The sequence below is a fragment of the Exiguobacterium sp. s78 genome, from assembly GCF_018618985.1.
Taxonomy (GTDB): Bacteria; Bacillota; Bacilli; order Exiguobacteriales; family Exiguobacteriaceae; genus Exiguobacterium_A; species Exiguobacterium_A abrahamii.
Map to the genome: position 1 here is coordinate 830683 of NZ_JACSNB010000001.1, position 12523 is coordinate 843205.

Here is a 12523-nt window from a genome sequence, read left to right on the forward strand (position 1 = left end):
TAGGTAAGAAAGAAGGGATTTTGTTTGAAGGTACAACCATTTGAAGCCTTATACGATGATAACTCGTTGATGCATCGTGCTTCACGAGAAGAATTCTTAACATATGTCGACCACTTTGGAGAGAGTGGTTTAGCGTCGAGGAGCCGTTTGCTTGAAGAACGTCACTATCCGCATCTTGCGGCACTGACAGACGAACTCGAACGTCAAAATCCGAACATGACGGAGCGTTTGCGGGAGCGTGTCGCGAAGCTTCGTACGGGTGAAGCTCAAGTTGTCATTACAGGGCAACAAACGGGTATCTTTGGCGGACCATTATATGCGATCTATAAATTGTTGACCTGTCTGAAGGTCGCGCAGCAGGCGGAAACGACACTTGGGCGACCCGTCGTTCCGATTTTTTGGCTCGCGACCGAAGATCACGATTTTGATGAGATTAACCATGTTTACGTTCCGACAGCGGATTATCAAACGCGTAAAATCGCTGTCACACCTTCAGAATCGATTGCCCGCTCGGTCAGTCGGCTCTCTTTTGATCAAGCAGCACTTCTTGAAATCATCGAAGAGGCATTCCGAGCAATGCCAGAAACGGTTCATACGAAACGATTAGTTACGCGTCTGAAGCAACTCGTTGAAGAGTGTACATCGTATGGGATGTTTTTCTCGCAATTGATCGGTGAATTGATCGATTTTGATGTCGTCTTCTTTGATGCGGATACACATTCTGTCCGTGAACTCGAGATTCCGTTCTTTGAACGGTTGATTCAAGACAATGCGGAATTTAGACGAGCATTGAAGGATGGTATTTCGCAGACGCAAGAGTTACCGGATACATTCTTGAACGAGGAAGCGGCGCATCTTTTCGTCGATGATCACGGTCGTCAGTTGCTTTATCCGACAGCAGACGGATTCGAGACGAAACAAGGAAAGCAGTATACGGAGCTTGAATTGATCGCGTTGCTGTACGCCAGTCCGGAACGCTTCTCCAACAGTGTCGTGACGCGTCCATTGATGCAGGATTACCTGTTCCCGACGCTTGCCTATATCGGTGGTCCCGGAGAATTAGCATACTGGACACGCTTACGACCGCTCTTTCATCATCTGAATTGGACGATGCCGTTATTGATTCCCCGCATGGGTGGGTTACTCGTGCGTCGTAGCGATGAAAAACGTCTTGCTAAACTCGAGGTGTCGCTCGAAGAAATCGTCCGGTCAGGCGTTCCGATTCCGGTTTATTCAGAAGAGAAGGTGACAGGACATATGCAGGCGGCAGCGATGCTAAAAGACAGTTTCGTCTCCGAATTTCTCTCGCTCGAACAGGGTTTACTGCGGACATCGAGTAAGAGTGAGAAAATCAAGAAACAGCTCGAACAAGCAATGGCTAGTTTGCTGGCAGAAGATCGACGTCAGTTTGACCGACAGACACGGCAATATAAAGAGACGGCTTACCATCTCTTTCCTGATGGAGCGCCACAAGAGCGGATTCATTCTATCCTACCGTGGTTGAATCATCACGGTCTTGATTTTGTGCGGGACTTAAGAACAGCCTATGAAGCGAATACGAGTGATCAACTGAAGATTTTCCTCTAAACCTGCTGAAACTAGCAGGTTTTTTCGTTTTTTTAGCGAAAATTACACAAAAGTTAAATAAATCAAGGAAACTGTCTCATTTTCGTAACGTTTTCACGAGAGAATGTGATACATTGAAAAAGAGTAACGTCCTTCAAGGACAGTGAAAGGTGAGGCAGGACATGTTTGAGCATGAAACAGTATTGAAATGGGAGTCGATCGAAGGACTCGCGATTAAACCCGACGGTATTTACGTCGATTGTACATTAGGTGGAGCAGGACACAGCGAAGAAATCGTCAAGCAATTGACGACAGGTCATCTATACGCATTTGATCAGGATGATGTCGCCCTCGCTCATGCAGCAGAACGTCTCGCGGCGTATGAAGGTCGCTTTACTTTAATAAAGAGTAATTTTGCTTATCTGAAAGAGCAGTTGGCAGCACATGGCGTCGAGAAAGTGGACGGCATCTTATTCGATCTCGGTGTCTCTTCACCACAATTAGACGAAGGGGAACGGGGATTTAGTTATAATCACGACGCACGTCTCGACATGCGCATGGATCAATCTTCTCCACTTTCTGCTTACGAAGTCGTCAATGAGTGGTCGTACAATGATCTCGTACGTATCTTCTTTACATACGGGGAAGAGAAATTCTCAAAACAGATTGCGCGCAAAATCGAAAAAGCGCGGGAAGAGCGACCGATTGAGACGACGTTCGAACTCGTCGAATTGATCAAGGATGCGATTCCAGCACCAGCACGACGTAAAGGTGGTCACCCTGCGAAACGGACTTTCCAAGCAATCCGGATCGCCGTCAATGATGAACTGAATGTCTTTGACCGTGCGGTACACCAAGCCATTGATTTATTACGTGTCGGTGGACGTCTATGTGTCATTACGTTCCATTCACTTGAAGATCGCATGTGTAAACAAGCAATCAAAGAAAAATCATCACTACCCGAGCTTCCGCCGGGGTTACCGATGATTCCCGTCGAAATGGAGCCGGAACTCCGACTCGTCACACGTAAGCCGATTACGGCTGGTGTTGAAGAGCTCGATGATAACCGTCGCGCCCGATCGGCAAAATTACGAGTTGCTGAAAAAATGAAAGAATCTTGAGAGGAGCATTCCAATGGCAGAACCACTTCGTAAATCGGTCCAAACGGTTCAACCCGTTCGTCAACAACCTGTTCAGGAACCACGAAAGACGGAAGATATCGCGCGTCGCGTCGCCGTCCGTCCGAAGTATCGCTTGTATCCCTTTGAAAAATTCTTATACAGTGCGATGATTGGTGGTCTTGTGTTATTTGGGAGTTTGACGATCAGTACGCATAACGAAGCGTATAATGTGAGCCGTGATTTAGCAAAAGAGAACCAAGTCACACAATCACTCCAAAAAGAAAATGAACGTTTACAACTAGAGGTCACGAACTTAAGCTCTCCGGAACGGATTTATAAGATTGCAAAAGAACAGGGTCTTGATATGCGTAAAGGGAACATCAAGGTGATTCCTAAATGAATCCACTGAAAAAATCCCGTTGGAGAGTAGCCTTTATCATGGTGATATTTGCTACTCTCTTTTTTGTGTTCATTGGCCGATTTTTGTATTTAGCAACGACAAAACAGTTCCATGGTGAAGATATGATTGCATATGCGGAAAAGAAACGATGGGAGTCTCAAGAAACGCTTGGAGCAGAACGTGGCGAGATTTTCGACCGTCTCGGTTCCCCGATTGCGATCAATATTCCATCCTATCATCTGATTGGCGTTTATCGACTTGGTGGTGTCAAAGATCCAGATGAGACGATCGTCGACTTTAAAAAGACGGCTGAAGGTCTTGCGCCGATTCTTGGGATGACGACGAAGGAACTGGAGACCTATCTGATTGAAAACAAAGACCGTTCTCAAATTGAGTTCGGAAAAAAAGGAAATGATTTGACGCTCGATCAAAAAGAGAAGATCGACAAGTTGAAACTTCCCGGAATCCGGATGATTGAAGAGCCGAAACGATACTATCCGAACGGCATCTTCCTGTCCGATACACTTGGATTCGTTCAAAAGATCACCGAGGAAAATGGTCGAGTCGCTTTACAAGGTCAGATGGGAATCGAGAAGCAGTATGATAATGCTTTAAGTGAATCTTACGGAGCCCGTGTCTTTGAAAAGGATCGTAGCGGTAATCCGCTAATTCAAGGTGCGTCGCGTATCTCGAACGAACCGAAGGATGGATCGAATCTCTATTTGACGATCGATCATCGAATCCAACAGTCGCTTGAAAAAGAAATGCAAAAAATGTACAACACGTATAAGCCGAAAAATGCGACAGGGATCGTCATGGATGCGAAGACGGGTGAAATCCTCGCCATGGCGGATCGCCCATCGTTCAACCCGAATTTACGTGATATGAAAGATTTCACGAATTTTGCCGTCTCGTCACGATTCGAGCCAGGTTCGACGATGAAAATATTTACGCTCGCAGCGGCGATTGATGCGGGAGTCTTCCGTCCGAATGAGATGTATAAATCGGGTAGTTATAACTATAAAGGGACGGTCATCAAGGATTATAACGATGTCGGTTGGGGAACCATTCCGATGATTGAAGGGGTCTATCACTCTTCAAACGTCATGTTCTCGAAGTTGACAGCAGAAAAACTTGGGATCGAACGGTATAAAGATTACTTTAAGAAGTTTCATTTTGACCAACGAACGGGTATAGACATCTCGGGAGAAGTAAATAGTCAATCCGACTTGTCTAAACCGTTGAATGCGCTCATCACCTCATGGGGGCAATCGACTGCGGTCACGCCGATGCAATTGCTTCAAGGAGCGACAGCAATCGCTGGAGACGGCGAGATGGTGAAGCCACATATCATCCAAAAAGCGGATCATACGGATAAGGCACCCTACCGAGCGAAAACAGAAGTCGTCGGTAAACCGATTTCTGCTGAAGCGGCAAAAGCAACACGCGAAGCACTCGACGGTGTCGTCAATAGTAAGCTTGGTACAGGTCAAATGTATAAGTTGAAAGATTACCGAGTCATTGGGAAGACCGGCACGGCTCAGATTTCTGAGAATGGAAAGTATATTCAAGGACAATTCATTCACTCGTTCATCGGTATGGCCCCCAAAGATGATCCGGAATTGATCATGTACATCGCGGTCGATCGTCCATCGAAAAACGAATCATCCGTCTCTGGCCCACTCATCATGAGTCCTGTGTTCAAAAGTGTCATGAATACGGCACTACAGTATCGTAGCATCCAACCGGAAACGCAAAAGGATTCGGTAGATGTCAAAGCGAAGATCACGCCAAGTTATATCAAGAAGAGTGCTCGACAAGCTACTGATCTAGCAAAAGAACAAGAGGCAGTTGCGATCATCCTGGGCGATGGTGCTGAAGTCGTTTCTCAGATTCCATCCCGTGGACAGGAATTCGTCAGCGGAGAACGTGTCTTGCTGAAAACATCAAATACGTTCAAGATGCCGGATTTGACCGGTTGGTCGCAACGAGACGTCAAAAAGCTTGTCAGCTTATATGATTTGAAGCTCGACGTCATCGGTAAAGGTTTTGTAACCAAACAATCGGCTCGAACTGGTACACTAGTGAAGGAAAATGGAAAGTTGACGGTCGAACTAGCTGAACCTAAAGAGTAACGGTAGAGCAAGTTTCCTGATTTCTACAGGAAGACGAGGACGAACAGGAGTCATTCGTTGACTTTTGCATTCGTCCTCTTTTGCTGTCATCGAATGGAGGTATATATCATGTTAACAATTACGCAACTCGCTGAATGGTTGCATCTCGATGTGAAAGATGATCGTATCGTTCGTCATTTTGCAACGGATTCACGCGCACAACTGGAAGACGGTCTCTATGTTCCGATTCAGGGAGCACGCGTTGATGGTCATCGATTCCTTGAAGGTGCAAAAAACCGAGGAGCGATCGTCACCTTATGGAAGAAAGGCATTGATCGACCAGACATCGATATCGTTTTCTTGGAAGTCGATGAACCATTGGTTGCCCTGCAACAAATCGCAAAACGATACTTAATGCAGATTGCGCCAAAAGTCGTCGCCATCACTGGATCAAATGGGAAGACGTCGACGAAGGACATGGTCGAAAGCGTACTCAAGACGACGTTCAAGACACATAAGACTCAAGGAAACTTCAATTCGGATATTGGAATGCCGTTAACGATCCTCATGATGCCGGCTGATACGGAAGTCGCTGTACTTGAGATGGGAATGAATGGATTTGGCGATATTGAATTCTTATCGAATCTAGCTGAGCCAGATATCGCGCTCGTCACGAACATCGGCGAATCGCATGCGGAGCAAGTCGGTGGACGCAGTGGCATCGCCAATGCGAAGCTCGAGATTCAATCCGGACTCAAGCCAGGTGGTCATTTATTCGTTGATGGTGACGAACCACTTCTCGCAGAAGTTCAAGCAGAGAAGATCGGCTATCAGATCGGAAATACGTACCGGATCGAAACGAGGGAAGCAACGCTCTTTGGGACGGCCTTTACTTACGATGGCACCGCTTTTCACCTACCAGTGCTAGGGAAACACCAAGTCCGAAATGCAGCATACGCGATTGCGACAGCACGTGCACTTGGCGTGACGGACGCTCGGATTCAAGAAGGGTTCGATGCGGTTGAATTGACACCGATGCGGATGGAACGATTACTCTTTGAAGAGACTGCGGTCATCAATGATGCGTATAACGCGAGTCCGACATCGATGAATGCAGCGATTGAGACGGTTACTGCGCTGGAAGGGTATACGACACGAGTTCTCGTCCTCGGAGATATGTATGAATTAGGGGACCAAGAACGCTTATTACATGCCTCGGTCGGAAAGCGGATTGCGTTACCCGTCTCGCATGCTATCCTAGTAGGGGAGAAAGGCGCGTGGATTGCGGAAGGAATCAGCGATCCGTCTGTTCAAATCCAATTCGCAGCAACTGTCGAGGATGCTGCAAAACGATTGCGTCCGCTGCTCGGAGAACGAACAATCGTCTTATTGAAAGCGTCACGTGGGATGGCGCTTGAACGGATATTAACCTATCTGAACGAAAACTAATTTTTGAAAAAAGGGTGTCTGCTATGATCACATTATTCATCAGTCTTATTCTTGCATTTCTTGTTGTACTACTCGTTATGCCAAAGGCGATTCCGTTTCTACACCAATTGAAGTTCGGTCAGGAAATTCGGGAAGAAGGACCGCAATGGCATCAGGTCAAATCAGGAACACCGACGATGGGTGGAATCGTCATTCTTGTTGCGATGATCGTCAGCGTTCTCGGTGCAGTCGTCATGGGCGATCTATCGACGACACAATTATCGTTACTGTTTTTAACACTTGCTTATGGCGTTATCGGCTTCATTGATGATTACATCAAAGTCGTCAAGAAACGTAACCTTGGTCTGAATTCGAAACAAAAATTAATTGGACAAATCGTCGTCGGATTGTTATTCGTCTGGTTGAGCGGTGGATTCACGAGTGATGCGACGTATCTATCGATTCCATTTACAGAGTTTGAGCTTGATTTCGGTATCGTCTATCCGTTTGTTGCCTTGTTCTGGTTAGTTGGCTTCTCAAATGCAGTCAACTTGACGGATGGTCTAGATGGTCTCGTGTCGTTCACAGCGATTCCAACATTCTTGTTCTTCGGATTATACAGTTGGTTTATCGCGGATGAAGTAGGCGCTGCTTGTTTTGCTTTCTCAGCAGTCGGTGCATTGATCGGATTCTTGTTATTCAATGCGCACCCAGCGAAGATCTTCATGGGAGATACAGGTTCACTTGCACTCGGTGCTGCACTAGCAGGTCTATCGATTGTCTTAAAACTGGAATTACTACTCGTCTTAATCGGTATCGTGTTCGTTGTAGAGACATTATCCGTCATTCTACAAGTCATCTCCTTTAAGACGACAGGGAAACGGATTTTCAAAATGAGCCCAATTCACCATCACTTCGAAATGGTCGGTTGGAGCGAATGGCGGATCGTCGGTACATTCGCAGGAATCAGCTGTTTGATGGCATTCATCGCCTATCTATTCGTGTAATAAAAAAGAAGAGAGAAAGTGAGCGATTCAACAATGGAACAACGACAATGGAATGATCAAAAAGTGCTCGTTCTCGGAACGGCGAAAAGTGGAATCGCAGCAGCTCGGTATTTAGCGAGTGTTGGTGCAGAGGTAACGGTCAATGACGGGAAAACGCCGTCCGAGAGTGATCAAGCGACGCTTGCATCGCTCGACGTTAAGACGGTCTACGGTGAGCACCCGCTCACACTACTCGACGACATCGATTTGATCGTCAAGAATCCAGGAATTCCGTATCACATTGATCTGCTACAAGAAGCCTTGCGACGCGATATTCCGGTTTGGACAGAGGTAGAACTGGCGTATCAAGCAACCGATGCGACGTGGATTGCCATCACAGGATCGAACGGGAAAACGACGACGACGACGCTTGTCCATGAATTGTTGAAAACCGGTACGCGGCGTGTACATTTGGCAGGAAACATTGGATTCCCGGCAATTGAAATCGCATGTCAGGCGAAACAGGACGATATCATCGTCATTGAATTATCAAGTTTTCAATTGATGGGGATCGAGCAGTTCCGACCATACACGGCAGCGTTTTTGAATTTATCACCGGCGCATCTGGATTATCATGGTGATTTTGAATCGTATGGCGAAGCGAAAGCCCGGATCTTTAAGAACATGAAAGAAACGGATCGTCTTGTCTTGAATGCCGATGATACGTCCGTTAATGCGCTCGGAAAGACTGCTGAAGTAACGCCACTCTTGTTCTCTCGTCGTCAATCGGCGTATGCAGAAGTCATGAACGATACGTTGACAATCAATGGGACGAGTATCTTACCTGTCGATGAACTGGCTCTCGGTGGTGGACATAATGTCGAGAACGTTCTCGCAGCCTTAATACTCGTCGAACCGTTTAACTTAGCATTATCTGACGTTCAACACGTTCTACGGACGTTTGGTGGTGTAGAGCACCGGACACAGTTCGTCGGTGAAATTGCTGGTCGAAAAGTTTACAACGACTCAAAAGCAACGAATAATGTGGCAACAGAAGCGGCGTTGTCCGGATTTACGGCACCTATCATCTGGTTATGTGGCGGACTCGAGCGTGGAGCGGATTTGACACCGTTACTCGATTCAATGAAGCACGTCAAACACGTCATCGGACTTGGTGAGACGGGTCATCGATTCGGAACGCTTGCGTCAGAAAATGGATATACGTCGACCGTTGTTGAGGCGATGGATGAAGCGGTGAAAGTCGCGTTTGAAGTGTCACAACCCGGCGACATCATTCTTCTGTCACCAGCATCTGCAAGTTGGGATCAATACAAGACATATGAAGAGCGCGGCGATCATTTCGTTCGTGCCGTACATGAAGTAGGAGGAACAACAGTATGAAAATCGTCGTCTCTGGAGGCGGTACAGGCGGTCACATTTATCCGGCACTCGCTATGATCCGGGAGCTCGAACAACGCATGCCGTGTGAGGTCCTCTATATCGGAACAGAAAATGGTCTCGAGGCGGATATCGTCCGTCGCGCGGGAATCCCATTTGAATCGATTGAGATTTCTGGCATCCGTCGTTCCTTGTCGTTCGAAAACGTCAAGACCGGTATCCGGTTCGTCAAGAGCGTCCGGCGTGTTCGTCGACTACTGCGTCAGTTCCAACCGGATATCGTCGTCGGTACAGGTGGATTCGTTTGTGGACCGGTATTGTATACGGCTGCAAAAATGGGTTTCAAGACACTCGTTCATGAACAAAACAGTTTACCTGGTATCACGAATAAATTCTTAGCTCGGTATGTGGACCGGGTTGCACTCTCTTTTAAAGGGTCTGGACATCACTTCGGTAAGAATGAAGCGAAGACGGTTTTAATTGGAAATCCGCGTGCTTCTGAAGTGGCAGAGCTCAACATCAATCCGCTTGAAGAGCGACAACGTTTCGGTTTTGAGGAAGGACGCCCTCTCATCGTCATCTATGGCGGTAGTCGTGGCGCACCCGCAATCAACGAAGCAGTCGTCGATATGATGCCAAAGGTCGAGCAAGCAGGCTGGTCGCTCCTCTTCGTTACGGGTCAAATTCATTACGATACGATTGTGTCACGCGTCGGTTCCGTACCAGAACGCATTCAACTTCGTCCATTCGTATATGATTTACCGAATATCTTAAAAGCCAGCCAACTCGTCATTTCGCGTTCGGGAGCAAGTACGCTTGCAGAGCTGACGACACTCGGCTTACCGAGTGTGCTCATCCCAAGTCCTTACGTGACGGAAAATCATCAAGAGGTCAATGCCTCATCGCTCGTCGAGACAGGTGCGAGTCTATTGATTCGTGAACAGGAACTGACAGGTGATCGGTTGTTTGAGGCATCTGAAAAAGCGTTAGCACAACAACAAACGATGTCTGAAGCGGCGCTTGCGCTCGGTATGCCGAACGCTTCACGGGACTTGGTTGATGAATTGTTACGATTGACGGCACAAAAAAACTAAACTATTGCAGGAAAAGACCGATAGGGAAATGAACTGTTACGTATGGAGGGGGAATGAGACGTGAGGGAACGGAGAGCGGTCGGACGACCACAAGAGGACGAGAATGTCCGTAGTCTCGAGGATAAGATACCTTATATCCGTGAACAACGTCGCAAAAAAGCCAACCGAAGACTCATTTATGTCCTGATTCTGATTGGTCTATTGGTCGGTGTCGTCTTTTATCTACAATCGAGTTATTCTCGGGTTGCTCGATTTGATATCGATGGTAACGTCAATGTGAAGTCTGCTGATATCTTGCAAGCGTCCGGGATTAAGGTGAAGGAAACACACGCCTTTAATGTATCGGAGGAAGACGTTCTTGAGCGAATCGAAAAGGTTCCGGGTATTCAAGAAGCGACGATGCAAAAACAGTTTTTGCATCAATATCGCGTGACGGTGACGGAAGAGAAAGAGATTGCTTACGCGAAGGATAAACCGGGAGACCGGATCGTACTTGCGGACGGAACGATCATTCCTGGAAAGTCGAAGGAAGAACTATTCGATGCTCCGATCTTGACAGGATTCACGGATCAGTCATTAAATCGATTGACGAAGGAACTTGTTAAAATCGAGCCGAAAGTACGGAGCCGAATCTCAGAAATCGTCGCAAACGATAAGACGGACAAAGGCGGTCTGAAGTTATTCATGACGGATGGAAATACGGTATTACTCAGTACGTCTGCCTTTTCAAATTCCTTGAATGAATACGTGAAGGTCATTTCTGCCTTACCGAAAGGAAAGACGGGAACAATTACAATTGATGGCGGCATCTATTTCAAGCCATATAAAGGGAAAAAATAGAAGATTCGTAAAGGGTTGACGAACAAAAAAACAAACGTGTGTTTTCATTCGTCGACCGTTGTTCGAATCGTCATCAAATCGTAATCTATTCGAACGCTAAGACGGGCAATAACTTCTTTTCGTAAGTATTTATATAGTGTAGACTTAAACGAGAAGAAGCCTGTCCTGTTCCTAGAATATAATTAGGAATAAAAAGGATTAGTATTATGAAAGTGGAGGTGTCACTCCCATGGAAACGAAAGGTACGATTGCCGCACTCGACATAGGGACATCGGAGGTGAAACTCATCGTCGGTGAACTACTTGGTGGAACGCTGAACGTTCTTGCTGAAGGTTCTGCACCATCCGCGGGTGTTAAACGAGGTGTCATCGTTGACATCGATCAAACGGTACATGCCATTAAACAAGCGGTCACGGAAGTGGAACGTACACTTGGTGAACCAATTGGTGAAGTATATGTTGCTATCTCTGGCGAACACATTCAAGTGAAGGATTGCCAGGGGATGACATCAATCAAAGGTGAGGACAATGAAATCACGGATGATGACGTGAAAGATGTTCTGCATTCTGCGATGGTCATGCGAATTCCAAACGAACTCAGTGTCGTCGATGTCCTGCCGAAGACGTTTACGGTCGATCAGCAAACGGAGATTACTGATCCTAGAGGAATGATTGGTTATCGTCTCGAAGTAACAGGGAAGCTCATCATCGGAGCAAAGACGATCCTACATAGCATTAAACGTTCCATTGAACGGGCTGGTTTAGAGCTTGCTGGATATGTGCTGGAGAGTTTAGCGGTATCTAGAATCGCAGCATCGATTGATGAACTCGAACTCGGTGTCGGAATCATCGACATCGGACATGAGACGACGACACTTTCCATCTATGAAAAGAATGATCTCGTCTACTCGACGACGTTGCCATACGGTGGCGATCATCTGACACGTGATTTGACGTATAAGATGAATTGTAAATATCAAGATGCGAAGCTCGCAAAAGAAGAGTACGGTGTTGCACTTGAAGCACTCGGTGATCCGGAAGAGAAAGTTTCTTACGTCACGATCAACGGGGAACATCGTTTCGAGCCACAATCAGAAATCGGTTTCGTGTTAGAAGCACGACTTGAGGAAATCTTCGAGATGATTCAAAAACGAATGACGCAAGCCGGATACGCTCATATGAACAGCGGTTTAATCTTGTGTGGCGGAAGTTCTTCACTGCCGGGAATCGACCAGCTTGGAAAACGAATCTTCAAGCAGAGCGTCAATGTCTATCAACCTGCTAGTCTTGGTATTCGTCATCCGAAGTATGCCGTCGCAGCTGGTATGTTACGTTATGTACTTTCACGAAGCGCCGTATCGAAATCAGGTTTCGACCGCGCGGAAGAGAAGGAAGTCGTAGCACACGGACGTGAACAGGATGCACTGCTCATGAACGAACAAGCGACACCTGTTCGAGAAGAACGGTCGACACGTGAACAGCCTCCAAAAGAGAAAAAGTCATTCAGCAGTTTCTTTGAGAAATTCTTTGGTTAATGCCTACAAAAAATCCAATGAGTAAAAAATATTAGGGGGCCC

At 46.7% G+C, this 12523-nt stretch carries 10 protein-coding genes; all 10 read left to right on the plus strand.

What is annotated here, in order from left to right; all coding sequences use genetic code 11:
- Positions 1–24: 24 nt before the first annotated feature.
- The 10 genes from bshC (at position 25) to ftsA (ending at position 12481) form a co-directional block, all read left to right on the plus strand.
- Positions 25–1587 (plus strand): bacillithiol biosynthesis cysteine-adding enzyme BshC, encoded by a 1563-nt coding sequence (bshC, locus tag KNQ18_RS04105; protein ID WP_215083915.1) that lies wholly within the window; start codon positions 25–27, stop codon positions 1585–1587.
- A 161-nt stretch (positions 1588–1748) separates the two neighbouring features.
- Positions 1749–2687, plus strand: a complete 939-nt coding sequence (rsmH, locus tag KNQ18_RS04110) for a 16S rRNA (cytosine(1402)-N(4))-methyltransferase RsmH (protein WP_064299613.1) — start codon at positions 1749–1751, stop codon at positions 2685–2687.
- Positions 2688–2700: 13 nt separating this feature from the next.
- On the plus strand, positions 2701–3087 hold the full coding sequence (gene ftsL, locus KNQ18_RS04115) for a cell division protein FtsL (protein ID WP_029342145.1): 387 nt from the start codon (positions 2701–2703) through the stop codon (positions 3085–3087).
- On the plus strand, positions 3084–5222 hold the full coding sequence (locus KNQ18_RS04120; protein ID WP_133207538.1) for a penicillin-binding protein: 2139 nt from the start codon (positions 3084–3086) through the stop codon (positions 5220–5222). Before ftsL ends, KNQ18_RS04120 begins: the two co-directional genes overlap by 4 nt.
- 108 nt (positions 5223–5330) lie before the next feature.
- The gene (locus tag KNQ18_RS04125; protein WP_251133293.1) at positions 5331–6650 is read left to right on the plus strand and encodes a UDP-N-acetylmuramoyl-tripeptide--D-alanyl-D-alanine ligase; all 1320 of its coding nucleotides are present in this window, start codon (positions 5331–5333) and stop codon (positions 6648–6650) included.
- Positions 6651–6673: 23 nt separating this feature from the next.
- A complete protein-coding gene (mraY, locus tag KNQ18_RS04130) occupies positions 6674–7636 on the plus strand; it encodes a phospho-N-acetylmuramoyl-pentapeptide-transferase (RefSeq protein ID WP_133207537.1) in 963 nt (320 codons plus the stop codon).
- Between the two features lie 33 nt (positions 7637–7669).
- The gene (gene murD / locus KNQ18_RS04135; protein ID WP_215083917.1) at positions 7670–9016 is read left to right on the plus strand and encodes a UDP-N-acetylmuramoyl-L-alanine--D-glutamate ligase; all 1347 of its coding nucleotides are present in this window, start codon (positions 7670–7672) and stop codon (positions 9014–9016) included.
- Positions 9013–10107 carry an undecaprenyldiphospho-muramoylpentapeptide beta-N-acetylglucosaminyltransferase gene (gene murG / locus KNQ18_RS04140; RefSeq protein WP_215083919.1) on the plus strand — a complete coding sequence of 365 codons (1095 nt, stop codon included), beginning with the start codon at positions 9013–9015 and terminating at the stop codon, positions 10105–10107. The genes murD and murG overlap by 4 nt, the downstream gene beginning before the upstream one ends.
- 60 nt (positions 10108–10167) lie before the next feature.
- Positions 10168–10947 (plus strand): cell division protein FtsQ/DivIB, encoded by a 780-nt coding sequence (locus tag KNQ18_RS04145; protein WP_149427626.1) that lies wholly within the window; start codon positions 10168–10170, stop codon positions 10945–10947.
- A gap of 229 nt (positions 10948–11176) precedes the next feature.
- Entirely contained in the window at positions 11177–12481 is a 1305-nt protein-coding gene (gene ftsA, locus KNQ18_RS04150) for a cell division protein FtsA (protein ID WP_029342138.1), read from the plus strand.
- The last annotated feature ends 42 nt before the right edge of the window (positions 12482–12523 follow it).

Excerpts from the sequence above, each read along its gene's own strand:
- murD (WP_215083917.1), top strand. The coding sequence starts at position 7,670 with ATGGAACAACGACAATGGAATGATCAAAAAGTGCTCGTTCTCGGAACG.
- mraY (WP_133207537.1), top strand. The coding sequence starts at position 6,674 with ATGATCACATTATTCATCAGTCTTATTCTTGCATTTCTTGTTGTACTA.
- KNQ18_RS04120 (WP_133207538.1), top strand. The coding sequence starts at position 3,084 with ATGAATCCACTGAAAAAATCCCGTTGGAGAGTAGCCTTTATCATGGTG.
- KNQ18_RS04125 (WP_251133293.1), top strand. The coding sequence starts at position 5,331 with ATGTTAACAATTACGCAACTCGCTGAATGGTTGCATCTCGATGTGAAA.
- ftsA (WP_029342138.1), top strand. The coding sequence starts at position 11,177 with ATGGAAACGAAAGGTACGATTGCCGCACTCGACATAGGGACATCGGAG.
- murG (WP_215083919.1), top strand. The coding sequence starts at position 9,013 with ATGAAAATCGTCGTCTCTGGAGGCGGTACAGGCGGTCACATTTATCCG.
- rsmH (WP_064299613.1), top strand. The coding sequence starts at position 1,749 with ATGTTTGAGCATGAAACAGTATTGAAATGGGAGTCGATCGAAGGACTC.
- ftsL (WP_029342145.1), top strand. The coding sequence starts at position 2,701 with ATGGCAGAACCACTTCGTAAATCGGTCCAAACGGTTCAACCCGTTCGT.